The 25,319-nt window shown below is 41.2% G+C and carries 16 protein-coding genes, 5 tRNA genes, 1 CRISPR repeat array and 1 riboswitch (1 of these 23 running past the window's edge); of the genes, 1 reads left to right on the forward strand and 20 read right to left on the reverse strand.

The window, feature by feature from the left end:
- Positions 1-3: 3 nt before the first annotated feature.
- From HXT40_RS03135 to hisS, 5 genes are all read right to left on the reverse strand, one after another.
- The gene (locus HXT40_RS03135) at positions 4-681 is read right to left on the reverse strand and encodes an ABC transporter permease subunit (RefSeq protein ID WP_004108938.1); all 678 of its coding nucleotides are present in this window, start codon (positions 679-681) and stop codon (positions 4-6) included.
- 1 nt (position 682) lies between these two features.
- On the reverse strand, positions 683-1,516 hold the full coding sequence (locus tag HXT40_RS03140) for a glutamate ABC transporter substrate-binding protein (protein ID WP_033888434.1): 834 nt from the start codon (positions 1,514-1,516) through the stop codon (positions 683-685).
- A gap of 70 nt (positions 1,517-1,586) precedes the next feature.
- Positions 1,587-2,399, reverse strand: coding sequence for an amino acid ABC transporter ATP-binding protein (locus tag HXT40_RS03145; RefSeq protein ID WP_410310388.1), 813 nt, complete (start codon positions 2,397-2,399; stop codon positions 1,587-1,589).
- A gap of 146 nt (positions 2,400-2,545) precedes the next feature.
- Positions 2,546-4,342: an aspartate--tRNA ligase gene (gene aspS / locus HXT40_RS03150; RefSeq protein ID WP_012914188.1), complete on the reverse strand. Its 1,797-nt coding sequence runs from the start codon at positions 4,340-4,342 to the stop codon at positions 2,546-2,548.
- 91 nt (positions 4,343-4,433) lie between these two features.
- Positions 4,434-5,834: a histidine--tRNA ligase gene (gene hisS, locus HXT40_RS03155; protein WP_041160579.1), complete on the reverse strand. Its 1,401-nt coding sequence runs from the start codon at positions 5,832-5,834 to the stop codon at positions 4,434-4,436.
- Between the two features lie 96 nt (positions 5,835-5,930).
- Here hisS and HXT40_RS03160 point away from each other — a divergent pair, with 96 nt between their 5' ends.
- Positions 5,931-7,301, forward strand: a complete 1,371-nt coding sequence (locus tag HXT40_RS03160; RefSeq protein ID WP_012914186.1) for a DUF349 domain-containing protein — start codon at positions 5,931-5,933, stop codon at positions 7,299-7,301.
- Between the two features lie 93 nt (positions 7,302-7,394).
- Here HXT40_RS03160 and HXT40_RS03165 read toward each other — a convergent pair whose 3' ends face one another.
- The 15 genes from HXT40_RS03165 to HXT40_RS03235 form a co-directional block, all read right to left on the reverse strand.
- Positions 7,395-8,522, reverse strand: a complete 1,128-nt coding sequence (locus HXT40_RS03165; protein WP_410310389.1) for an Mrp/NBP35 family ATP-binding protein — start codon at positions 8,520-8,522, stop codon at positions 7,395-7,397.
- 3 nt (positions 8,523-8,525) lie between these two features.
- Positions 8,526-11,237: an NAD-dependent DNA ligase LigA gene (gene ligA / locus HXT40_RS03170; RefSeq protein WP_416091202.1), complete on the reverse strand. Its 2,712-nt coding sequence runs from the start codon at positions 11,235-11,237 to the stop codon at positions 8,526-8,528.
- Between the two features lie 310 nt (positions 11,238-11,547).
- Positions 11,548-14,991, reverse strand: coding sequence for a tetratricopeptide repeat protein (locus HXT40_RS03175; RefSeq protein WP_416091200.1), 3,444 nt, complete (start codon positions 14,989-14,991; stop codon positions 11,548-11,550).
- Between the two features lie 201 nt (positions 14,992-15,192).
- Positions 15,193-15,268, reverse strand: a tRNA-Gly gene (locus HXT40_RS03180).
- A gap of 143 nt (positions 15,269-15,411) precedes the next feature.
- Positions 15,412-16,179, reverse strand: a complete 768-nt coding sequence (locus HXT40_RS03185) for a thiazole synthase (protein WP_004108959.1) — start codon at positions 16,177-16,179, stop codon at positions 15,412-15,414.
- On the reverse strand, positions 16,169-16,792 hold the full coding sequence (gene thiF / locus HXT40_RS03190) for a sulfur carrier protein ThiS adenylyltransferase ThiF (RefSeq protein WP_004108962.1): 624 nt from the start codon (positions 16,790-16,792) through the stop codon (positions 16,169-16,171). Before thiF ends, HXT40_RS03185 begins: the two co-directional genes overlap by 11 nt.
- Positions 16,793-16,990: a sulfur carrier protein ThiS gene (gene thiS / locus HXT40_RS03195; RefSeq protein ID WP_004106666.1), complete on the reverse strand. Its 198-nt coding sequence runs from the start codon at positions 16,988-16,990 to the stop codon at positions 16,793-16,795.
- Positions 16,991-17,063: 73 nt separating this feature from the next.
- A complete protein-coding gene (gene allB, locus HXT40_RS03200) occupies positions 17,064-18,440 on the reverse strand; it encodes an allantoinase AllB (protein WP_410310393.1) in 1,377 nt (458 codons plus the stop codon).
- A gap of 1 nt (position 18,441) precedes the next feature.
- Positions 18,442-19,926, reverse strand: a complete 1,485-nt coding sequence (allW, locus tag HXT40_RS03205) for an allantoin permease (RefSeq protein ID WP_004108968.1) — start codon at positions 19,924-19,926, stop codon at positions 18,442-18,444.
- Between the two features lie 322 nt (positions 19,927-20,248).
- Positions 20,249-21,490, reverse strand: a complete 1,242-nt coding sequence (locus HXT40_RS03210; RefSeq protein ID WP_119522786.1) for a hydantoinase/carbamoylase family amidase — start codon at positions 21,488-21,490, stop codon at positions 20,249-20,251.
- Between the two features lie 193 nt (positions 21,491-21,683).
- Positions 21,684-21,773: riboswitch (TPP riboswitch) on the reverse strand.
- Positions 21,774-21,990: 217 nt separating this feature from the next.
- A tRNA-Val gene (locus HXT40_RS03215) sits at positions 21,991-22,063 on the reverse strand.
- 39 nt (positions 22,064-22,102) lie between these two features.
- Positions 22,103-22,174, reverse strand: a tRNA-Val gene (locus tag HXT40_RS03220).
- Positions 22,175-22,204: 30 nt separating this feature from the next.
- A tRNA-Cys gene (locus HXT40_RS03225) sits at positions 22,205-22,275 on the reverse strand.
- Positions 22,276-22,303: 28 nt separating this feature from the next.
- Positions 22,304-22,376, reverse strand: a tRNA-Gly gene (locus HXT40_RS03230).
- A 601-nt stretch (positions 22,377-22,977) separates the two neighbouring features.
- The gene (locus tag HXT40_RS03235) at positions 22,978-23,292 is read right to left on the reverse strand and encodes a hypothetical protein (protein ID WP_116994711.1); all 315 of its coding nucleotides are present in this window, start codon (positions 23,290-23,292) and stop codon (positions 22,978-22,980) included.
- Between the two features lie 592 nt (positions 23,293-23,884).
- Positions 23,885-25,319: a CRISPR direct-repeat array (repeat unit 28 nt; unit sequence GGATCACCCCCGCGTATGCGGGAAAGAC); it runs 606 nt beyond the window's last position.

Consider the following 25,319-nt stretch of genomic DNA (forward strand, 5'->3'; position numbering starts at 1 on the left):
TTATCACCTTCTCACAGCAAGTTTATTTGACAAATAAGTAGTCAAAATGCCGATAGGAATGATGAGCATAATGTATCCGCAAGCGAAAATTAAGAAGATTGGAACAATCAAATCTGCATGTTTCTCAATCATTTCGCTCATCATTGTTGAAGTCTCAGTGGCAACTGATGCTGCAGCAGCAACTGTAGAATTCTTAAGCAAAGCAATAAATGTATTACCTAATGGTGCTACTGAACCGCAGAAAGTTTGTGGAAGAATTACTTGTGTTGCAGATTGGAAGAAATTTAATCCAAGGGCGCGGCAAGCTTCTGCTTGACCAACAGGCACGGTATTAAGACCAGATCTCAATGATTCGCAAACAAATGCTGCAGTATAAAGCGACAATCCGGCAACTGCCAGCCAGAAGAAATTCACTTCAAAAATTGAGGAGAATCCTATCTTAAGCTGAGCGTAAACGCCTAAAACCATGAAAACCATAATGATGGTAAGTGGCATGTTTTTAAACAATTCAACATAAACTGTAGCAATCATGCGTAATGATGAAACAGGGCAAATGCGCATAGTAACAAGAATTACGCCAATAATTGATGAAAAAAGTACACTCCATAAAGTTATTTCAATATTAACCAAGAATGCTCCTGGAATATTGTAGGAGGTAAATAGCTGCATAAAATCTTGCATATTACTTCTCTCCTTCTTGAGGAATTGGCGGATTATACTTTGCGTTCGGCTTAAAGCCAGTGCCTCGTAAATTGTCGTCTAGAGCTCTTTTCCATGATCCGTTACGAATCATGTCTTTTAAGGCTGCATTAATTTTCTTAGCTAAGCCTGTATTTCCTTTTTTAATACCAATTCCGTAATATTCTGCGGTAAATGGCTTGCCTACAAGCTTTAAACGACCTCGAGAAGCGGTTGCTAAACCAGCAAGAATAATGTCGTCGGTAGTTACAGCATCTACAATTCCTGAGAATAATGCAGTTGCACATTCTGCATAACCAGGCTGTTGCATAAGCTGTACCTTTGAAGAGTAACGCTCCTTAATAGCAATTGCAGATGTTGAGCCTGAAACTGAGCATAAACGCTTTCCGTCCAAATCATTTGGACCGCTTACTTTATGCTCATCTTTTCGAATTAGCAAATCCTGACCGGCAATAAAGTAAGGTCCTGCAAACGAAACCATTTTCTTGCGAGCGTCAGTAATGGAATATGTTGCAACAATCATATCTACATCACCGTTTTGAAGCATTGTTTCACGCTGTTTAGATGGTGATTCTTTCCATACGATTTGATCTTCTGAATAGCCGAGCTTTTTGGCAACGTACTTAGCAACATCAACGTCAAATCCAACGTAAGTTCCTGATTTTTTGAAACCCATACCAGGCTGATCGAATTTAATACCAATGCGTATGACTTTTTTACCATCGCTACGATCGCAAGCTGTAAGCGGCATAACGCAGCATACGGTACAAAGCATCGCTAGTATCGCACGAAAAATGCGATTTTGTAATATTTTCATATCTTTTCCCTTCGTAAGAACTGTTTTAAAGTTTCAGAATTTTTACTGAAAGATAAAACAAAAAAGCAGATTAATGCGTAAGAATCTTGGAAAGGAAATCTTTTGCACGATCAGTTTTTGGATGTTCAAAGAATTCTTCAGGAGTGCCTTGTTCAAGAATTTGACCATCTGCCATAAATACAATTCTGTCAGCTGCCTTGCGTGCAAATCCCATTTCGTGGGTAACACAAATCATAGTCATGCCTTCTTTTGCAAGCTCAACCATGACATCAAGAACTTCATTGACCATTTCCGGATCTAGTGCAGATGTAGGCTCGTCAAAAAGCATAACTTTTGGCTGCATAGCAAGAGCTCGAGCAATTGCAACACGCTGCTGCTGGCCGCCGGAAAGTTGTGAAGGCATTTTGTTTGCTTGATTATCAACTCCGACTCGAGTGAGCAATTCCATAGCAAGAGATTCAGCACTTTGCTGATCCATATGGCGCACTTTCATTGGGGCAAGATTAACATTTTCCAAAATAGTCTTGTTAGCGAAAAGATTAAAGGACTGGAATACCATACCAACTTCTGCTCGCAAAGCTGCAAGTTCTTTTCCTTCTTGAGGAAGTGGCTCACCGTCAATACGTATGTCACCTGAATCAATAGTTTCGAGACGGTTAATTGTGCGACACATTGTCGATTTACCAGAACCAGATGGACCGATAATAACTAGTACTTCGCCTTTGTTAACGGTCAGATTGATGTCTTTAAGCACATGAAGTTTTCCATAATGCTTTTCGACATGACTTAGTTCTACGAGGGGATTTGCCGCTTTTTGCACTGAAATAGTGCGATTAGTCATATCCTCGGCGTTTGGATTTGACTTTGATACTTGCTTATCCATAACAAGAAGTTTAGCTAATCTGTGTTACGGCTATTTATCACTATCGTTACGTTTTGTAACTCTTACGTTACAAAAAAGCCGTTGATTGTGATCATAAAATCAACAATCAACGGCTTGTCAATAACATTTTTTACAAGTATTTTTATTTACTCGTCTTCTTCTGGATCGTAATCAACACCAGTTTCAGCACGCTGCTCGTCAGAAATTGGAGCAGGAGCGCCGGTTAGAGGATCTCGACCGCCGCCAGCCTTAGGGAATGCAATTACGTCGCGGATTGAGCTTGCGCCTGCCAAAATTGCAGCAGTACGATCCCAACCCAAAGCAATACCGGCGTGAGGTGGAGCACCATACTTGAAAGCTTCAAGCAAGAAGCCGAACTTTTCGTCAGCTTCAGCCTTATCGATTCCAAGAACATTAAGCACACGATCTTGAATATCGTCGCGGTGGATACGAACGGATCCGCCGCCCATTTCATTACCGTTGCACACGATATCGTAAGAATCGCTCATAGCGTGCTCTGGATCTTTATCAAACTTATCAATCCAATCAGCAGATGGCATTGTAAACGGATGGTGCATAGAAGTCCACTTTGAGTGACCAACGGCAACGTCGTCATCATCTGGATCATCAGTGCGCTTAAATAGTGGGAAGTCAACAACCCAAGTGAAAGCAAACTCATCTGGGTGAAGCAATCCTGCGCGGCTAGCAAGTTCAACGCGCACTGCGCCGAGCAAAAGCTGCGAAGACTCGCGAGAACCTGCTGCGAAGAACACTGCATCGCCATCTTCTGCTCCAACAGCTTCCTTAAGACCTGCGCGCTCTTCTTCACTAAGATTCTTAGCAACAGGACCCTTTAACTCGCCATCTTCACCAAACACAACGTAAGCCAATCCCTTAGCTCCACGCTGCTTAGCCCAATCCTGCCAAGCGTCAAATTGGCGACGAGGAGTTGCAGCACCGCCCTTAAAGAGCACAGCGCCAACGTATGAAGCTTGGAACACGCGGAATGGAGTGTTCTTAAAGTAGTCAGTCAACTCAATAAGTGGGTTTCCAAAACGCAAATCAGGCTTATCGGAACCATACTTATCCATTGCTTCCTGCCAAGTAATACGAGGCAAAGGAAGAGTAATCTCGTGACCAGCTTCCTTCCAAATAGCAGCAATAACGCGCTCTGCCATAGCCATAACATCTTCCTGGCTTGCAAAGCTCATTTCCATATCAAGCTGAGTGAACTCAGGCTGACGATCTGCACGGAAGTCTTCGTCGCGATAGCAACGAGCAAGCTGATAGTAGCGCTCGACGCCAGAAACCATGAGCAACTGCTTTAGAAGCTGAGGAGACTGTGGAAGTGCGTACCAAGAGCCTGGAACCAATCGTGCTGGAACAACGAAGTCGCGAGCACCTTCAGGAGTTGACTTAATGAAAGTTGGTGTTTCAACTTCAGTAAAGTTCATGTCTTCCAAAGCATGGCGGGCAGCCTTAGCCATATCAGAGCGAAGCTTCAAATTGCGCTGCATAGATGGGCGACGCAAATCAAGGTAACGATACTTCAAACGAACATCTTCGCTTGGAAGCTTGTTCTCGGACTCGTTTTCCAAAGCTGTTGAAACCTGGAATGGCAAAGCGTCTGACTTTGCGAGAATAGTAACAGTTTCTGCAACAATCTCAATTTTACCGGTTGCTAAATGATCGTTTTCGTTGCCATCTGGACGCAAGCGAACTTCGCCGGTCACTTGCACAACGAATTCACTACGCAATGGTCGTGCAGTTTCTTCATCGTAAATAACAACTTGCACTAAGCCTGTGTTATCACGGACATCAACAAAGGCAACTCCACCATGATCGCGGCGACGATCAACCCAACCAGCGATGGTTACTTTTTGCCCGACTAATTCTTCAGTCACTTCAACGGCATGATGTGTGCGATACGCCGTCTGGCTCATAAGTCCACTTCCTCTACAATCTAATTGATATATTCATTTGTTTCTATTGACATGATTTTGCGCACAATATTCAAGCAAATTTGCAAGAACATTATTTAGCGCAAGAAACTGTCTGCCGGGCATAAACAGTATCCGGTTGCCAAGACGTGGCATCCGCGGTTTCCTGTTCGCCAGTAATAATATTTTTTACTTCATCGTGAGATGACTCTGATTCAGTGCTATCAGCAGGGAACCACACATAAGGAATGCCGAGCTTGTCAGCATATTTTATTTGCTTACCAAGCTTTGCTGCGCTAGGAGCAACATCTGCTGCAATGCCTCGATCTCGTAAAGTTTTAGCAATAGCATTGCATGCAGGACGATCTTCTTCATTCCACACTGCAACAAGTACTGCAGCAGGAGAAACTCGGGAAACAGTAGCTCCTGCAGTGTGAAGCATATAAGAAAGCAGTCGAGACATGCCAATTGAAAGTCCTACGCCTGGATACTTCTTCTTGCCCTGTGAAACTAAATTATCGTAACGTCCACCAGAGCAAATTGAACCAAGAGATGCTGCATTATCAAGGAAAGTTTCGTAAACAGAACCAGTATAGTAGTCAAGTCCACGAGCAATCTTCAAATCAGCAACAACAGCGCCTGGGCGAATACGTGCTGCTTCGTCTACAATCATCGCAAGAGTTTCAACACCTTGAGAAGCTAAAACGTAAGACTCGTTATCATCACTTCGAGAAATATTATGCTTATCGCATAATTCGTTGAAACGAGACTTCAACTCATCTCCTGTTTCGGCAGTAAGTTCAGCTAATTCTAAGCATGCATCAGCTTGAGAAGCCGTAGCGCCGCATTCTTTTACCAAAAGCTTGGATACTTCTTCAGCGCCAATTTTGTCTAGCTTATCGATTTCTCGAAGAACTCCCTCGATATCGCTTAATCCAATACCGCGATAAAAACCTTCAGAAAGCTTTCGATTATTAGCATGAACAGTTGCCTTAGGAAGACCAAACTTACGTAAACGCTCAAGAGCTTCAACCATAACAAGTGGAAGTTCAACTTCGTAGTGTGAAGGTAATTCGCCATTTCCTACGACATCGATATCTGCTTGAACAAACTCACGGAAACGACCTTCTTGTGGACGCTCCCCTCGCCAAACTTTTTGCATTTGCCAGCGCTTAAATGGGAACGTCAAATCGCCAGTATGCTCAACGACGTAACGGCTGAGTGGAACTGTTAAATCGAAATGTAAGCCAATGCGTTCTTCTACAGGAGTGTCGGATTCGTGACCAACTTCTTGTAAACGCGATAATAAATAAATTTCTTTACTGGTTTCGCCTTTTTTTAATAAGCTTGAACCCTGTTCTACTGCACGCGTTTCAATTCCAATAAAACCGTTGAGTTCAAACACTTCTCTTAGTGTGTCAATTACTTGCTGTTCAACAGCGCGTTCACTAGGAAGCCATTCAGGGAAACCCGATATTGATGAGCCTTGTACCATGTCCACTATAATAGGTGGTGTTGCGGAAAAATCATGGCTTACCGTCATACTTATTCGTAACAATGTTACCGTGCATCTGCTGTAAGGAGTCGTCCCGTGACCGAACAGTCTAAACCTGAAGAAACTACTAAAACTACTACCGCGCCAAAGCCAGTTGCTCCATCTCCAGCAAGCTTCGCGCATAAGACTCGTGTTGTTGCTCAAGCACCAACCATTTCTTATAGTGAAGAGGATATTAAAGCCGCAAAAACCTTTGGCCGTGTTGATGAAAATGGCACTGTTTACGTTACTGAAAACGGTGTTGAGCGTGAGGTTGGTCAATACTCCACTGGCACTCCTGAAGAAGCGTTGACTTTCTATATTCATCGTTATCTTGATTTGAAGATTAAGCTTGATCTTTTCGCTAAGCGCTTGGAAGCTTCCAATGTAAAAGCAAAAGAAATTGACGAAACGCTTAATACTTTGAAAGCTGAATTGGAAAATCCTGCTGCCGTAGGCGATATTGCTGCTTTACGTGCGCGACACGCCGAATTGGCTGCAAAAGGTAATGAAAAGAAGGAAGCAATCTCTAAAGCTCGAAAAGAAGCTCTAGAAAAAGCTTTGAAAGAACGTACAAATATTGTAGAACGTGCAGAATCGTTAGTAGCACAAATGAATGAATCTACAAACTGGCGTGAATTAAACGATAAGTTACGTGCTTTATTTGACGAATGGCAGGAGCATCAGCGTACTACTATTCACTTAAATAAGTCTGATGCCGATGCTTTGTGGCAGCGTTTTTCAAAGGCTCGTTCTGCATTCTCTCAGGCTCGTAACTCTTGGGTTAAAGAACGTGAGCACGTGCGTAATACTGCTAAGCAGCTTAAGGAAGCTATTATTGCAGAAGCTGAAAGCTTAAAAGATTCAAAAGATTGGCGTGAAACTTCTATGAAGTTCAATGCTTTGATGGATCGTTGGAAGAAAGCTGGCAATGCTGGTCGTCAGCACGATGATGCTTTGTGGGCTAAGTTCCGCGAAGCTGCTGATGCTTTCTATCATGCTCGTCAAAATGACCGTGAAAAGGTTAATGCTGGAGAACACGAAAATCTTGCTAAGAAGGAAGCTTTGCTCGTAAAAGCAGAGGCTTTGTTGCCAGTAGAAAATGAAGAAGCTGCTAAGAAGGCTCGTAAGGCTTTGTCTCAGATTCAGGAAGAATGGGATGCTATTGGTTTCGTTCCTCGTGAAGATATGCGTCGTATTGAGTCTCGCTTGAACGACGTTGATAAAAAGATTAAGGCTGTTGAAGACGCTGCTTGGCGTGAGGCTGATCCTGAAGCTAATGCTCGTAAGTCCAGTTTTGCTTTACAGTTGGAAGCGCAACTCGAAGAGCTTAACGCTGCTATTGCTAAGGAAACCGATAATAAGCGTAAAGCTAAGTTGGAAGCTGAAAAGGCTACTAAAGAGCAGTGGCTTAGCGCTGTTAAGTAAATTAGTTTTATAACTAATTAAAAGTATGGGGTTGCTTAAAAATCAAGCGACCCCATACTTATTTTTCGGCTGTATTTTAAGATTTATTTGCTTTTAAGAGTTTTTTATTAAAGATTTAGCTAAATGAATAAAAGTATTAGCTAAATTAGAATCTGCCAATTTTCCATTTTCGGTTAGAACAGCAGGTCGCCCTGCTTCACCAGTTTCTCTAAGCGCAGGATCTAAAGGAAGTTGAGCTAAAAGAGGCACATTAGTGCCAAGAGCGTTACAAAGTTGTTCGCTTACTCTCTTTCCTCCCCCTGAACCAAACAATTCTAAGCGCTCGCCGTTATTTTCAAACCAGCTCATGTTCTCAACAACTCCGCGAACTTTTACAGGAATTTGCAAAGCCATAAGACCTGATCTAACTGCCACATCTGATGCACTAGGCTGTGGAGTTGTTACTACAACAAGCTCTACGTTTGGTAAGGATTGCGCTACAGCTAATGCCATATCTCCTGTGCCTGGAGCTAAATCAAGAAGTAAAACATCGGGGTTGCCCCACCAAACATCGGAAAGAAACTGTTCTAAAGAACGTTGTAATCGTGGCCCTCTCCACAAAATAGCACGATCGGTTCCAGCAAACATTCCAATAGAAATAAGTTTTACTCCCCAAGCAACTACAGGCATAAGCATTCCGTTTAAATTTGTTGGTTGAGAATTAACTCCAAACATTCGCGGTAAAGAAAAGCCGTAAATATCGGCGTCGATAGCTGCAGTATCGTAACCTAATGCTGCAAAAGTTGCAGCTAAATTAGCAGTTATAGAAGATTTTCCCACTCCGCCTTTTCCAGAAGCTATAGCAAAAATTCTCGTGCGAGTGCCAGCTTTATTAAATGGATTTTCTTTGCGTTCAGCTTTTAAATCTGCAACTAACTTTTCTAATTTAGTTTTACTCATTGCAGTAGCGTTAACGTGCGGTATGAGTATTGCTTGAGGATATTTAGATATAACTTCTTGAACTCGTCCTGTAATCACTTCTGCAAGAGGGCAATTTGGCACAGTAAGTTCAAGATTTATTTCTACATCATAAGCAAACTTTGTTGCATCAATAGTTTCAGCTTTTTTTATCACATGCACTCCAGTTACCATATTTAATTCGGTAACAGAGCGACCTAATTCTGGATCAATAACGCTACCCAGCAAATCGTAAACTTGTTTTTCGAGTTCACTTGTATTCATGCGTTATGATTCCTCAGCAATGAGATTTGACACAGTATTATTTGCAATTTGTAGTATTTCTTCTAAGTTCCCAGTTTTTAAAAGAGCATTAAACTGTTGTTCGTTAAGCATAGGAATGCCGAGTTCTTGCGCTTTAGTTGCCTTGGATCCTGCATTTTCGCCTAGAATAACGCAATATGTGTTCTTGCTTACTGATCCTGATGCTTTGCCGCCTCTTGAGACTATAGCCTCTTTTGCGCTGTCTCGTGTAAATCCTTGCAAAGATCCTGTAACAACTATTGTTTTACCTACTAATGTTTGAGCGAAAGATGATGTTTCAACTTTCCCTACTACACCTGCTTCTTGCCACGATTTTAATACTTCAAATTGCCAATTAGCAGGGTCTTTAGCTTGCTGGAACCAGTTGTATACTGCTTGCGCAATTTCAGGACCAACTCCATCAATTTGTGTAAGTTCTTCAATAGATGCTTTGGAAATATTGTCTAAAGATCCAAAATTTGCCGCTATAAGACGTGCAGTTGGTGGACCTAGTCTACGAATAGATAAAGCAACCAAAACTCGCCACAGTGCTGCATTTTTGCCTTTTTGAGCTATTTCTTCAAGCATACTACGAGTAGTTTCAGAAGGTCTTGTATACCATGGCACATTTATTGTTTCTTTAGCGTTGTCGCTAGTTTTAGCATTTCTAGTAATGCGCTTATTTTTCCAAAGTACCACTTTAGCGTCAATTGGAACTTGGAATTTAGGATATTGAGGATCCCATTGTTCGTTTGGTGAAGTAGTTTTTTCGGGAGTTCCTTCTGCTTCGTAATTTGTAGATAACTTTGCTTCGATTGTGCGAGTCCAAAATGCTCTAACTTGATGCCAAAGACCAGATCCGCCTATTTTGCGTGTACGCTTTTTAAAGCTACCGTCTTTACTAACTTCTTTCCACTCTTCAACAAGAGGAATTTCTTTCCAAACCATTACATTTTGCAAATCGTCGGCAGTAATACTAAATAATCCAGCTTCATTTCTAAGTACTGGAGTTTGTGGTTCAGGTAGCGTTAAATCTGGTGCCGGTATATATGATTGTTGAGTTGCTCCTCGCTGAATTATAATTTTATCCATATCTGGGCAGTAAACTTCTGCAGTTGTAGGTCTGCAATCCTCAGGATTTGTAAGAGCTAGCGCAGCGTTATCGCCCAAATTTTCAATATCAAAAGCTTGTCTGGAAGCCAAGTGAATTATTCGTTCTGTAAGTTGAGCTGGGCAGTTTTCTACATTTGGGCAACGAATGTCTTTATCTCCCTCTTTTGCAGGAGCTAGCTTAGTTCCACAAGATGGGCAGTATTCTGGCATAACAAACTTTCTAAGTTCACTTTCTCGCCCTTCCCTAGCTTTAAGTACCGGTCCGACTAATTCTGGAATAACATCCCCAGCTTTACGAACTACGACAGTATCGCCAATTAGCACACCTTTATGTTCAACTTCGTAAGCGTTATGAAGAGTTGTACGCGAAATTGTCGATCCTGCTACAGTAACAGGTTCAAGAACAGCTACAGGAGTTACTCTTCCAGTTCTTCCAACCTGGACAATAATATCCTTCAAATAAGTATTAACTTCTTCAGGAGGATACTTGTATGCAATAGCCCATCGTGGAGCTCTAGAAGTAGCTCCTAGTTGATGCTGTAATGCTCTGTCATCAACTTTTACAACTATGCCGTCTAAAGCGTGCAAAATATTTGCTCTATGCTCTCCGTAATAGTCAATCATTTCTTCTATTTCAGAAAAATTTGTGACTTTTCTCGTGTATGGAGAAACAGGTATTCCCCACTGTTGGTAGAACTTATATGCGTCAGACTGATTAAATTTTGTTTCACTATTGTTATGGCTTGTATTTTCTTTCCAACGAAGCTCACCTAGCCCGTGTGCAAAAAAGCTTAATCGACGCGTGGCTGTAATTCGTGGATCTTTTTGGCGCAAAGAGCCAGCTGCAGCGTTACGAGGGTTTGCAAAAGCAACTCGTCCAGCATTTTCTTGTTCATCATTTAATTTTCTAAAGTCTTCCCATTTCATAAAAACTTCGCCACGAATTTCCACGAACTCAGGAATATCGTCAGTATTGTCAGAATGAAGCTGTGTTGGTATTGCTTCAATCGTTCTTACGTTTAATGTAATATCCTCGCCAGTTACGCCATCGCCTCTAGTAAGACCTTGTTCAAGAGTACCGTTGCGATAAATAAGATTTAAAGCAAGACCATCAATTTTTACTTCGCAAGTCATAGGAAGAGGTTGAGATTCATCCCATTGTAAATCGCGAATTACGCTGTTATACCAATCATGTAATTCTTCAATTGAAAATACGTCATCCAAACTCATCATTCGAGACGGATGTTTTACAGAAGTAAAATCGTTAGAAAAAGTTCCACCTACGCGATGTGTTGGAGATTGAGGAGTATCTAAAGTTGGGAAGGCAGCTTCTAAAGAGCTTAGCGCTCGCATTCTTGCATCGTATGCTGCGTCTGAACTAGTTGGAGAATCTTCTACATAATAAGCAATTTGATCAGATTGTGCCCAAGCTGCCAATTTCGCCCAAAGTTTCGCAGCTTGCTCTATAGTAAGCGTCGCTGGCTGCAAATTTCCGAGAGTCAACGCATCAGTGTCTGTTGGTTTCAAGTTTACAATCCACTTTTCGGTGTCTATTGTAGAGTTCCACTCATTCGCTTCATGCATGTCAGTTTTGTTATCAGTTTTGCTATCAGCCTGAGTAACAGTCTCTGTTTTAACTGTACTTATGCTATTAGTTTCGTTTTTTGGCGCTTCATGAGATATAGTTTGCTCGTCAAAATCGTAAAAAAGCGATAACTGTTCGCTCTCTGTTGACTCTTCGCGAATACTATTTTCACTCATGAATATTCCCTTCAGCTACGTTTTACTAATGCCTATAAACAGTATCTAATAAGACTGTATAAGCACAGTAAAAACTATTCAATGATGTATTGAGTATTAAGCTAATAAATTTTAAAACTGCTTGCTCTATTTCTTAAGCGTTTAAAGATCTTAAGAACTGTGTTTGTACTGTGCTACTTAGATCTTCGTTAGAAGTCATTCGAATATTTGCAACACATAAAGTTCTTGCAATTACAAACATTCCATCGTTCACAGTTAATTTTGCTGCTTTATCAATAATCTCTTCTGCTTCAATATCAGGCCAAGCTGGTACGTCTTCAGAAAGAAGAGCCATCTGTGCTTCATGTATATTGCTCGGTATTAGCTTGCACTGCGATCTCATTCTAGAAAGAAGCTCATCAAGTTCCATTTCTAGCGGCTCAATCTTTCCTGGAGCTAAGTATTGTGCCATTCTATATGAAGATGCAGCAATGAGGAAATTATTCTGCATCCATTCCGCATAAGCGAGCTTATAGTAAGCAAAAGCAGCATCATCCCTATCGAGAGACACATTCAAAGCGTTAATGCAAGCTGCAATAACAGATGACCAATCCTCTTTTTGCGCAAGTATATCAGCTAATCTTAAATGAGAAAGAGCGTAAGTAGGAGCGTACGAAACCATAATATTTAAATGGCGTAAAGCTTCGTCATGTTGGTTTAATTGCGAAAGTAAATCAGCAAGTTCCATATGTGCGTAGAAAAGACCGTCAGGAATAAGTCTTGTTCGTTCTTCTTTAATTGTAAATAGATGATTATAAATTACTCTCTCAGCGTAGGAATTAAAGTATCTTGGTACAGCTTCGCTGCTAGTAAACATAGTATCGAATTGTGCTACAGAATTTTCGTACTCTTTTAAAGCCTCGCTAAGGTCCCCATTCATAAACTGTTCGTGAGCTTTTGTACGAATATCTCTTATACGTTTTGCTGTAGTAAATGAAAGATTAGGTAAATCTGTTTCGTCAATTAGCGCTCGCGTTATTGAATCTGCTTGAGCGTTAAGTTCAGGATCGTCAATGCTTTCAATAATACTCATAGCTTCGTGAGCTTTTTGTGCAGTTGTTGGCATAAGTTCTGAAGCAATATGATGGAAGTCGGCAACAGCTTGTTGCAGAAGATCTTCACGTTGTATAGAAAGCCCTTGTGCGTATTGTGTTCCCAGTATGCTTTCCTGATCTGCTGTAAAAATTTTGTCAGAAAATTCAGGTTCTTCTTGTGATCCATGAGGAGAAAAGCGGCTACTGTGAACATCAAAATCTGGTTCGATGGTATTTAATTTTCCATGAGAATCAATGTTTAATTTGGCATTAAATTTTTCGTATGTTTTTATAGGATTATTTAATCCGTTTTGGTGAATAAGTTTTATAAATCTGTTTCTGCTAAACGTAACTGTAGTTAGAGCTCGTATGGATGGTGCTGTAGTAAAAGCTGCAAATGAATTTTCTTCTTTAGACTTATCCATGCTGTTTTCGGACAGTTGATTTTCGTTAGAATCTGCGTTTGTGTCTGTTTCTGAGTTTAATTCTTGGCTGCTTGCGCTCGCATGCATTGATATGACATTATTGTTTGTCTTGTTTGCGTTACTAATATTAGTCTGCTGCATTTCTTGCAATTTAGACGGGTCTCCATGAATGTCACCGTCTTTTGGATCTCCTTTTGGCTTGGATGAATCATTATTTGCAGCGTCACTATTCATAACGTTAAGCGCATTAAGAGTACGATTTACAAGATTGTTCATAGCATTGTTTTGTGCTGTAACCATCTCTTCTAAGCCTATTGAATCTAAGCGTATAGAAACATTTTTTACTTTACCGCTTGCTCCAAAAGCTAGAGTAGACATTATCATTCCAACTTGAAGATTGTAGTTTGTAGCTAGTTTTTCTTTATCGTCGTCGTTCAGATTTTTCCAAGATTTATCCTCATTAGCGTAAGCTACAGATGGCATAAGTGCAGCTCCAGCTGTAGTAAGGTTTATTGCCACGTTACCATCTTCTAAATTAGATCGGAATTCCGCGTCAAAACGGAACGGCAAGTATACACTTCTAATAAGATTAGAAAGACGCTGCCTATAGGACCATTCACTGTCGTTATCTATCTTATTGAAATACTTATCGTTATTTTTTACCTGCTTTGCTCTTCTCCACATGTGCAAAATAGGTCTTATTTTGTCGTCCATCAGAGGATTGCCAAAAAATTGCATACCTATTGAACCGCTTGCTGCAAAAGCAACATCTTTAATCATTGCCATGTCGATTTGTGATGCCTGCTCTTCTTTTATAGTATTTTCGCAAGTTTTTCCTCCCATAATGGAGTTAATTTGCAGACAATCATAAATTGAATATAAACGGTTAATAGCGCCTTCTATTTTAAGTACTTTGAGTGCAGCATTTGGTTCCAAAGCATCATCCCAAAGTAAGTAGTTTGCTTCTGTTTGCTGAGATTTTTGCATGTGTAGGCGTTCTGCACCATGCACTGCTTCCAGGCTGCGTTCTGTTTCTAAAGCTCCAGTTGAGCGCATTAATTTTTCGAAATATTCTTCTAAACCTGAAACTCTTAAATTCTCTTTTTTCGCTATTTTTATGTCTTCTACACTTCTTCGTATTGCTCCTAAAGGTGCTTCGTGTTCTAGTCTGCGAAGTACATTGCTGTAACCAAATCCAGTTAAAGACTTGTGCATGTCTGGAATGAATAATGCTGCAAAGAATGCTATTGTTATTGCATTTCTGTATGTAAGATTGCATCGTAAGTTTTCTGGAAGTTTAGTTCGTAACTCTTCGAGAGTATAAGTTTTTTTAGTTCCGAACCCGTGTGAGATCCATGATCCGATTTTAATTAAACCGTTATCTTCTGAAAGTTGTAAAACTAAATCTCCGTTTGATACGCAAAATACGTTTTCTTTTCTAATTTTTGAAAAAGTTTTAGAAAAGTGGTTTATTTTTCCGGCAAAAGTTTTAGAGCGTTGTTCTGGTTTTAATGCGCTTTTAGACTTACTGCTTTCTAAAGAAGCGAGAAAATCTTCTACGGTTGCGTCGCCATTTAAATAGGATTCTACGATATTATCCATATCATAGTCTGTATGTTTGGTGTACGTTTCGTCAAACGCTTCCAAAAATGCACATTTTAGAGTAATTTTTGTTTTTTTATATTGTTTTCCATAAAAACGGTGTAAATCTTTCAGTGAAGAATTATTTTTTTCTACAAATGAAAGTTGCGGTCTCATGTCTTGAATATCTTCGTAGCTAAGTTTGCTGCCGAGAAATATTCGCCCTTCTGAATCTGCTACTGCTAGTTGAAGGAATTTTCTTCCGTCTTCTTTAAATAATCCAATTGACGTGTATTCTTTTTTCTTGTTAAGTTGAACCCAGCCTAATTGATTGTTGGTATTTGTTTGTGGAAAATCTTTAATAACGTACTTTTTAGCGCGCGACGAAATATCTATTGGATTGCCTTCTGACCACAACGAGTTAAGAGATTCTTGTAGTTGCAACATACTATCTTCCTGAGATTCTGAATTTTCAGTAGTTTGCATGTTGTTAGTCATAATCCCCATTCTTTCACTTTGCTTTGTGGCATGTGAGTTTTTGTTTTATATTTTTAGCGCACATAATGTGGCGTTTAATCACATTATTTTAGTATATAAGAAATTATGCATGTTATAAAATGCGCGACATTATTTATCGAAATTATTTCATCAATAGATTGCTAATAAGAGAATACTACGGCTTCGGATATTGAGAAAAAATGGAGCGGACAACGGGACTCGAACCCGCGGTCTCAACCTTGGCAAGGTTGCGCTTTACCAACTAAGCTATGTCCGCAAACAAGTGAATACCTTATATCATTTTCATAAAAAGTGCAAATTAGGTATGTCGCAAGCCTTACAAGTACTGGCTGCACTTGTAAGGCTTACTTGTTTCAGATTTTCAGTGTTTTAAGTTGAAGACTTATTTTATTTGTTTGCTTACTTGCTTTCGTCATCGCGCTTTGGAGAAGATGGTGTTGCACCTTTTTCAAGCACTCGACCAGGGCCTGCAAGATAAGCTGCGCGGCCTGCTTCAATACCAAGCTTGAATGCTTTAGCCATAAGCACAATATCGTTTGCAGTAGCAACTCCAGTATTTGCCATTACAGCTGCAGCACCCATTTCCATTGCTTCAGCAGCCTGGCTTGGAACGCCAATGCCGGCATCGACAATAACAGGAAGATCGATTTCGTCGATAATAAGCTGAATAAACTTCTTAGTTTCAAGACCCTTGTTAGAGCCAATCAAAGAGCCGAGAGGCATAATTGCAGCAGCTCCAGCGTCGCGCATTGCCTTAGCAAAGTACAAATCTGGATACATGTAAGGAAGAACAGTAAAGCCTTCGTCAGCCAAAATCTTTGTTGCTTGCAAAGTAGCTTCATTGTTTGGCAACAAATACTTGCGATCAGGAATAATCTCAAGCTTGATGAAGTTTCCGCAACCCATTTCGCGAGCAATATGTGCAGTGTTAACTGCTTCCTCTACAGTTACGCATCCGCTAGTATTAGGCAAAATGGTAACGCCTTCTGGAATATGCTTTAAAATTCCTGCAGCTTTCTCGCTATAGCGAATTGCTACAGTAATCATTTCAGCTTTAGCACTATTTACTGCGGCATCAATAAGCTCCTCAGAATACTTTCCAGAACCCAAAATGTATCGAGAAGTAAACTTCTTACCGCCCAATTCTAAATAATCTTCATTCTCCATAATTTCCTCCATTTTTTATCCATTTCAACGCTTCTAAGGCTTCTAAACTTGCGATAATCGAAACATAAGGCAAATACAAGCCTTCTTCGGGAGAAGACTTAAAATCACCCACTAAGCACACGTTTGAAAGATGCTTAATTTTTACGTTCCTAATATCTCCTAGTCCAGATAAGCCAGAAGCAGTAATAACATATTTGTTAGGATGATTCATGAAATAGTCAAGAACCATTGCTTTCGATTCGCGATTGTCGAATGCTTCAATAAACAAGTCGGAGCGTTCAGCAATCTCATCCAACGATTCCGGCGTAACTTTTTGCACAAAAGCTTCTACTTCAACGTACGGCAAAGTTTCATTAAGTCGCGCTTTAGTAGCATATACTTTGTGTTGTCCAATTTCGTTAATCGTATAATTTTGACGGTTTAAATTCGAATACTCGATACTGTCAAAATCGTAAATGTACAACTTTTTTACGCCGGCTCGCGCAAGCATCAACGCAATATTTGATCCTAAACCGCCGCAGCCAAGTATTGAAACTGATTGTTGAGCAAACAAATCATTATCTTCCTTTAGCTGACGTTTAAGAACTTTTGCGCGAATATCGTCACTTTCCATTCATCCTCCTCCCATAATGCTAAATACTTCAATTTTTGCGTTATCTTTAACTATGAAAGTTTCAAAATCTTTGCGTTTTACTAATTCACCATCAACTTCTATTGCAACAAAAGTACTGTCGTAGCCTTCGCGCTTAAGTAGTTCAAGTAAATTCTCGTTCTCAACATAATCCACAGTATCGTGATTAAGTTTCAGCACACTTACCTCCTTTCTATAGAATATGCTTTAAGTTTTGAATATTACGTTTGAATATTACGTTTAAAGATTTTACCTAATCCTTAGCTGGATGAAGAATAAACTTGCCTTTAAAGTCTTCGCAAACGCCGTTTTCTTTGCTGTAAATTTCTTCACCGCGAAGTAAAGTTCTTACCACCTGGCAGCCAATAGTGCGGCCAACGTACGGGCTGAACTTATTGCGATACTCAAGGTCTTTAGCTTTAAGAACATAAGGAGCATTTGGTTTAATGAATGCCAAGTCTGCATCATAGCCCAAACGTATGCTGCCTTTTCCTTTCAAATCGAAGCGTTTTGCAGAATTGCTAGAATTCAATGCCACAAATTGAGTTAATGACATTCCGCGCTTTTGCACAGCTTCATCAAAGAACACGTCAACATCGTTTTGAACGCTACCAATACCACCCCAAGCTGTGAAAGCATCATCAGTTTGCTTCAAACTCAAAGGAGCTGGCGAATGGTCGGAAACAATGAAGTTAATAGAACCGTCAAAAACCTTTTCCCACAAGCCATTCTGGTTTTCCTTGTCACGAATTGGTGGAGTGCACTTAGCGATATTTCCAATCTCGTCAAGCTCAGAAGTGTCGAAATACAGGTAATGGTTGCAAGTTTCGCAGCTTACGTCAACGCCATTCTTACGAGCGTCAGCAACAGCTTGAGCACCTTCTGGTGAAGAAACATGAACAATATGAATTCTGCATCCAGTTTCTTTAGCAAAAAGACAAGCGCGCTCAATAGCTTCAACTTCAGTGAAAACAGGTCTGGTTGCTACGAACTCAGAAAGTTTTCTAGCTCCCATTTGATGAGCTTTCTTTCCAAGCTGATCTGTAATAGGAGCGTTTTCGCAATGCATAATCAAAATTTTGCCTGTTTTAGCAATCTGCTGCATACCTGTGTACAAGGAGTAATCGTCGCAATTGTATAAATCAACTTGCAAATCCTTGTCGCCTGTAGTTCCAAGGAATGCCTTGTAATTAACAACACCTTGCTTATCTTGCTCGCATATCCCACCGTTTAGATTTTGTGGCTCCAAACCACCAGTTTGACCAACGTCAACTTTTAGTTTTCCTTCAGCCTCTTTTAAAACTGCCTCAAATGATTTTTCATCAGTAGTAGCAGGAATTTGATTGCAAGGCATTTGCAGCATTGTAGTAATACCGCCTTTTGCACCGGCAGAAGTTGCGGTTACAAAACCTTCCCAATCGTCGCGAACGCCGCCGCCTGGAGCGTTAATATGAACATGAGAATCAACTTTTCCAGGAACAACTATTAAATCAGTTGCGTCAATAGTTTTTTCTGCTGCAAAGTTGCTTCCAAAAGCGGCAAACTTGCCGTCTTTAATTGCTATATCGGCTTTGGTTGCTTCATTATCGAATACAACCAAACCATTTGTGATTACTACATCGTAGTTCATATTATTTCCTTTCTTTAGCCATTGTTGGCTGAAAAACTTTTGATAGTAATATTTGACACACGAAACCTACAGCGCATCCCACAATCCATGAGATTTGAGTAAGCGGTGAAAGTAGAGGAATTATCTGCCCGGAAAGAGCAAATAAAAGCCCAAGTATCGTAGAAGTATAAGATATCCAGTTAGTTCCAGAATAAGCAGATTTTGACGAGCTATTTGTATCGTAATAAATTTGATCAAGATCAATATGCGTGCGCTTTACTACGTAATAGTCAGCAAGTAGAACACCTGCAATAGGGCCTAAAAGCATACCAATAAGATTCAAGAAGCCTGTAATATTAGCCATAAACTTCCACGGCATTAACACAGTGCTTACAAGAGCTGCAATAACTACGCCACGCTTATAATTTACAAATCGCGGAGCTAAAGCAGTTAGCTGGTATGCTGCAGGAACAATATTGCCAGTAGCATTTGTACAAACTGTAGTAAGTAGAAGCAACCCAGTAGCTATTGCAATTCCAGGAAGACTATCCCACTTGTTTATGATAACAAGAACATCTGTAATGGTTTCATGGTAAAAAAGCGATCCGCCCACTAAAATAACTACGCTTGTAAAAGCAAAAAGTGCGTAACTCAGCAAGAAGCTAGCAATTTGACCTTTTAGTTGAGCCATAGTTGACTTTGCGTTTTGCGTAAAATCAGCAATAGAAACGGCAGGAGCAGCCCAAACACCCAGCACAGAATTTACAACCATCATCATGAAAAGCCCAAGACCGCAATTAGTTGGAGCTTGAACGGTAGCATGATATTGCATGATTGCAGATAAACCACCAGCACAGCTAATAGCCCATACGCTCATGCAACCAAAAACAACGTAAATAAGCGGGCTTAATACTACAGTTAGCTTATTAAGAGTCTTTCCTCCACCTAAGCCAATCGCCAAATTAAGCAACCAAAATATTGCGAAGGAGATAATAATAGGTATGTGCGAACCTACAAATGGTATTTTGCTTCCAAGCGTAAGAAACTCAGGGCAAATTTTGCCAACTAGAATCTCTAAAGCTTTCGCGCCTATATATGTTTGAATGCCATACCAGCATATTGCAGCAACTACTCCCCTAAGGAATCCTGGTAGTTGAGCGCCTGCTTTTCCGTATGTTGCGCGCAAATGCATAGAAAACGGTATGCCGTATTTGGATCCTACAACACCGTTAGCAACCATGACAATTGCTGTAAGAATTGCGCCAAGCATGATACCAATCATTACGTAAATTGGAGAGTATCCCATCAAAAGGAACGCGCCAACTGCAGCATAATTAGGAATATTGTGTACAGACTGCATCCACAAAGTGCAAAAATTAAGAGCACTCATTGTGCGTTTTTCTTGCGGCTTTGGCAGTAAATCTTCATTAGTGTAGCCGCGCTCGCGGTAACATTCCAAGTTTTTACTATCTACTGGCTCATCTTTTAGCAGTTTACTAATTTGCATGCGCACCTCCTTACTTTTCTTGTTTGTAAATTTGATTCTTTTTTGTGTTTTGTGTTTTGAGTTTTTTATTTTGAGTTTTTTGAAAGTAATAATCGCAACTTTGCTCAAAAATAAAAAAAGATACGAAAGGATATCGTACCCGTGGTGGTGCGCCCCTTCGTATCAGCCTCTTATTTGTGAATAAGCGTTGTACTCTCATTCGATATTCACTTTTCTTCGCTGCGATTAATTAAGCAGTGAAGTTTGCATCGTATATGCCTTTTACGTCCTTCCTAGATTTCTATTTCTTTGGTTTTCGTTATCTTTTTAGTTGGTTTTTTAGTTAGTCCTCATAAGCCAAACTATGCAGAGCATCTCGTAAAAGCTTTACTCCGTGAACAGCGTCTTGTGGATCTGTGTACTCTTCTGGAGCGTGACTAATACCATCTTTTGAAGGAACGAAAATCATTCCGGATTTTACAAACGGAGCAAAAATTTGCGTATCTTGACCAGCACCTGAATGCATGACTCTGTATGCATAACCTTGCTTATTAGCTTGATCTTTCAAGAGATTAATAATATCGTCGCTAAGTGGTGTAGGATCGTCAGACATCCACTTATCGATCTGCGCTGTAATGCCATAAGACTTGGCAGTTTCGTGAATATCCTCGTCGAGTTCCTGCAAGAATTTATCAAGAAAAGCTTTATCTGTATGACGGCAGTTCATTGAAAAAGTAACTTCTCCAGGAACAATATTTACTTGATTTGGAACTACGCTGATTCTACCGAAAGTAAGTACCAGTGGGTCGCCTGCTTGCTTGGCTTTGTCAAGATTCTTGGCGATTATATGAGACATGCAATCTACTGCATCGTGCCTGTAGGACATCATTGTTGTGCCAGCGTGATTTTGTACGCCTTTAAGATGAATATCCCAACGGTGCTGACCGGCAATGCTAGTGATAATACCTAAATCTTCGTGATTGCTGTAAAGCGTTGGCCCCTGCTCAATGTGTAGCTCAATCCAGGCTTCAAGATTTGCGAACTTAGGTTGAGTTGTTTGATAATTGAACCCAGCTTCACGCATTGCTGTTTCGAAAGGAACACCTTCACTGTCGCAAATATTTTCTACGTCCTCTTTTTTGGCTAGTCCGAAGAAATTCTTTGAACCCCAAAATACGTATGGGAAACGTGAGCCTTCCTCTTCTGCTAAGCAGATAATGCGAAGACTTTTCTTTGGCTTTCCATATCTAGTAAGTAAATTCTTAATTGCTAAATAGGCTGCAACTATTCCAAGTTGGCCATCGAAACGGCCTCCTCTTGAAACTGTGTCAATATGCGATCCACAAGCTATTATGCTTTCTGGCTTTTCGCATCCTTCAACAGTTGCAATTAGGTTTCCAACTTGGTCGAATTCTACAGTCATACCGAGTTTTTCAAATCGTTGACGAAGAGCAAAAAGAGCCTGTTTCCAAGATTTTGTGTAAAGAGGTCGAGTAACTCCTTGTTCTCCTGGTTTTTCTGTGAATCCTGCAAGCCAGCTTATGGCTGATTCTATAGTTTCAGCACTTATGCTGCTATCAATCATGTGCAAGTATTCCTCCTCACTTGTGCAAGTTTTCCCAAAAGTGACATTCAGGCGGATATTTTTTGGTTTTGGTCTTTGGTTTTTAGTTTTTAATTGTTTTTTTAAATCTTTTTTAATTGTTTAGTTGATACTCGTGTAATTGCTACTACTTTGTGGCAACGCAAGATATCACGAAAATCGTGACAGAAAGAAATCACTTATTGTAATTGCTCCCTACGCATGTCTTAACAAAACAGGTTCAAAGGGTGTTTCTCAACTGTTTCCAGTACCCCTGCAATTTTCACTTGTACTCGGATGAGTATAGCACGATATTAAATGAACTCAAAATGAACATTTGCATGTGTGTTTCTGTGAAGAAATGATTGGTTGCTTGTATGAGATATTGCTTCTATTTGTGATTGCATGTATGTTCGGCTGCGAAAAATTTTCATATGAAAGTTAGGAAATAAAAAACAGCCAGATAACAAAAAACGCAGTGCTTCTACACTGCGAACATATTGTGGGTGATATAGGAATCGAACCTATGACCCCTTCCGTGTGAAGGAAGTGCGCTAGCCGCTGCGCCAATCACCCAAAATTTTTTAATTATGCGTGAAAGGCAATCCTTTCGAGTGGGCGATACAAGGTTCGAACTTGTGACCCCTTCCGTGTCAGGGAAGTGCGCTACCACTGCGCCAACCGCCCAGGTTGTTTATTAAGCTTGAAGCTTAATCGAGGTGGGTACGAGAGTCGAACTCATCTATACGGCTTTGCAGGCCGCTGCCTAACCGCTTGGCTAACCCACCGTAAGGTCGAATAACTCATCGGACCTAGAGCGGACAACGGGACTCGAACCCGCGGTCTCAACCTTGGCAAGGTTGCGCTTTACCAACTAAGCTATGTCCGCAATGCAATTTTACTGAACAATGTCAGTGCCGAAGCACGAGTAACTACTATACCCGAAATATTCTCAAATGCAAGCCCTCGCCTATTTTGGCGTGTCGTTTGGTGTGCTATTTGGCGTGTTTTTCAGCGTGTCTGTTGGTGTGTCATATATTCTATTCGGCGAAGGTGTATCAAAATTGTTGCGTTAAGGAAACAGTTTTGATACATGCGATTATTGCTTATGATAAATCTAGCCAAACAATAACAACAATATGAGTAACCTTTGCACATAAGGAAGGTGCTCATATGATAGAATCGAATTGAGAGCTGGGGCTCCCCCTTACCCTTGACCCTTCACGGGGTAGGTTTGGGGGAATCACCAGCTCTTTTGTAATAGTTAATTTTCCCGTTTTCTATTATGCAAACGCAATTTAGCTTTGTATCTTCCCTAGATAAACGTTTTTGAACAATAGTATTTATTGAATCCTTTGGTACATTGGATATTATAAAAAATAAAGCTATAATGAACATAACGCGAGGGCCTCGCAGCTGCCGTTTACGTCAGATTGTTAGTCGAGGGGTTCCCTCGCAATTTTCATTTTAAGTGTTTTTTAATATAAGATTTATTCATCTTCGTCGTAATCTGCAGAATGTTGGCGACGTGGAATCCCTAGTTTATCTGCCATTTCGTTATATGAATCAAGATAGTCATCGTCGATAAGATTGTATGCTTCAATAATAAGTTTGCGAGGAGTATCTTGCTGCTCCCATGCAAAACTTACAAAACTTACAAAACTTAAGTAATCTGCTAACGCTTCATAAGGCTCTCTTGCGCATGTAGCATTACTAGCTGCTTCTTTGCAATCTTCATTCATGTATGGCTCAGCATAGGGACGAAGTTTTTCAGCCATGTCATAATAAATTTTCTGCATGTTCATCAGCTTCTCACTCCCCCTTCTTATTTTCCACAACTGGGAATGCTGTATTAACGCTCCACACTTTTTTTATTTTCTCTCTCAATCGTTGCAAAAACTGAAAAACGTGGGGTGCTCCTCAGACTAATGTTCCAGTCTTGAAAGCTGGTTGCCGAGGTCCCCACGTTGGTTATATCGTATCACAATATTTATAGGATCACCTCAGCGTATGCGGTAATAGCGCATATTGCCGAAATAATACCTAATACTCTTGCTCTACTCATAATCGTGTGGAAAGATTGAGGCTAGGGGTTCTAGCCAGTATGAGTGGTTGGAACCCCCGTTTTTTACTTGCGCTTATTGTCGTGGCGGAAATCTAACCAAATCATAATGATAATAGTTAAAATGGGGTCACTCCCGCGTATGCGGGAAAGAGTATGAGCCAAGGCGAAAAATGACACCATATTCCAGCGATAATAACGAGTGAGAGTATGGCTGATAATATCGCATCTAATTTCATAATGAGCCTGCAGTATAGTGGATAGTGAGTCCTGGACACTTCGGCTGTTCGGGACTTTTTATTTACTTAGTGCGCTTCAAGGATTACCACTGTGTAGAATCACCCCCGCGTATGCGGGAAAGACATACCCTGCGTTTCGCCATTATTAGTGAGCTTGGGATCACCCCCGCGTATGCGGGAAAGACGTTTTCGCGTGTTGCTATTGTTTCGTAGCGTAGGGATCACCCCCGCGTATGCGGGAAAGACCAACCATAGTCACATCTGCATTGTAAGCGAGCGGGATCACCCCCGCGTATGCGGGAAAGACGTGTAGGGCTTTGAGTTGGTGGTGTGTCTTAGCGGATCACCCCCGCGTATGCGGGAAAGACACGTTTATTATTTTGTTGTAAATCGTATTGTGGGGATCACCCCCGCGTATGCGGGAAAGACGTCTGTTTAGCTTGAGCTACCTCACCGGACACGGGATCACCCCCGCGTATGCGGGAAAGACCATAGTAGGGTGCGTTATCGTTGGCTGCTTCGGGGATCACCCCCGCGTATGCGGGAAAGACAAATGGTCAAAACGCATTGAAACCGCGCTAAAAGGATCACCCCCGCGTATGCGGGAAAGACTATACTGTGTATCCTTCACATGGTCGATGGAAAGGATCACCCCCGCGTATGCGGGAAAGACCCTAATTGGGGTGGACGTTTGGACTTGGATATAGGATCACCCCCGCGTATGCGGGAAAGACTTGTAAATGCAACGCGCTATCAAATGTATACGGGGATCACCCCCGCGTATGCGGGAAAGACCCTTCAACTGTAAAGGCAGGTGGTAAGACTCAGGGATCACCCCCGCGTATGCGGGAAAGACAAAGACGCCGCAATTCAAGGCGCAACAATATCAGGATCACCCCCGCGTATGCGGGAAAGACAGGTTAGTAAAGCCGGGCTTGCTAGTGACTGTGGGATCACCCCCGCGTATGCGGGAAAGACTACTAGCCGCATCACTTGCCGCATCCTGCACAGGGATCACCCCCGCGTATGCGGGAAAGACCAGAGCCGGCTCCGGTGTTAGCGACACGAACTAGGATCACCCCCGCGTATGCGGGAAAGACTCGTATGAACGTTGATTATTAGCAACACTTGTAGGATCACCCCCGCGTATGCGGGAAAGACCTTGTCGGCGCGACTCAAGTGGATTCAATGCCAGGATCACCCCCGCGTATGCGGGAAAGACTGGCTTGACGAACACGCTAGCAAGTCTTACACCGGATCACCCCCGCGTATGCGGGAAAGACCCGCTGTGTGTGTTTGCGTTAAATCTCCACCCGGGATCACCCCCGCGTATGCGGGAAAGACGACAAGTTAAGCTAACGGACTATGATGGGTTTGGGATCACCCCCGCGTATGCGGGAAAGACATAGGCGCATTAACCTGCACGTAGTTTACAATAGGATCACCCCCGCGTATGCGGGAAAGACTCAACGCTTTAACCGACAACGTTTCACACTTAAGGATCACCCCCGCGTATGCGGGAAAGACGTGC

The organism is Gardnerella sp. DNF01180P, from assembly GCF_049244205.1.
Taxonomy (GTDB): Bacteria; Actinomycetota; Actinomycetes; order Actinomycetales; family Bifidobacteriaceae; genus Bifidobacterium; species Bifidobacterium swidsinskii.

Coding starts and splice junctions, on each gene's coding strand:
- HXT40_RS03235 (WP_116994711.1), bottom strand. CDS start 23,292: ATGAACATGCAGAAAATTTATTATGACATGGCTGAAAAACTTCGTCCC.
- HXT40_RS03175 (WP_416091200.1), bottom strand. CDS start 14,991: ATGACTAACAACATGCAAACTACTGAAAATTCAGAATCTCAGGAAGAT.
- HXT40_RS03135 (WP_004108938.1), bottom strand. CDS start 681: ATGCAAGATTTTATGCAGCTATTTACCTCCTACAATATTCCAGGAGCA.
- aspS (WP_012914188.1), bottom strand. CDS start 4,342: ATGAGCCAGACGGCGTATCGCACACATCATGCCGTTGAAGTGACTGAA.
- allB (WP_410310393.1), bottom strand. CDS start 18,440: ATGAACTACGATGTAGTAATCACAAATGGTTTGGTTGTATTCGATAAT.
- HXT40_RS03165 (WP_410310389.1), bottom strand. CDS start 8,522: ATGAATACAAGTGAACTCGAAAAACAAGTTTACGATTTGCTGGGTAGC.
- allW (WP_004108968.1), bottom strand. CDS start 19,926: ATGCAAATTAGTAAACTGCTAAAAGATGAGCCAGTAGATAGTAAAAAC.
- hisS (WP_041160579.1), bottom strand. CDS start 5,834: ATGGTACAAGGCTCATCAATATCGGGTTTCCCTGAATGGCTTCCTAGT.
- HXT40_RS03210 (WP_119522786.1), bottom strand. CDS start 21,490: ATGATTGATAGCAGCATAAGTGCTGAAACTATAGAATCAGCCATAAGC.
- ligA (WP_416091202.1), bottom strand. CDS start 11,237: ATGCATGAAGCGAATGAGTGGAACTCTACAATAGACACCGAAAAGTGG.
- HXT40_RS03145 (WP_410310388.1), bottom strand. CDS start 2,399: ATGGATAAGCAAGTATCAAAGTCAAATCCAAACGCCGAGGATATGACT.
- HXT40_RS03185 (WP_004108959.1), bottom strand. CDS start 16,179: ATGGAGAATGAAGATTATTTAGAATTGGGCGGTAAGAAGTTTACTTCT.
- thiF (WP_004108962.1), bottom strand. CDS start 16,792: ATGGAAAGTGACGATATTCGCGCAAAAGTTCTTAAACGTCAGCTAAAG.
- HXT40_RS03140 (WP_033888434.1), bottom strand. CDS start 1,516: ATGAAAATATTACAAAATCGCATTTTTCGTGCGATACTAGCGATGCTT.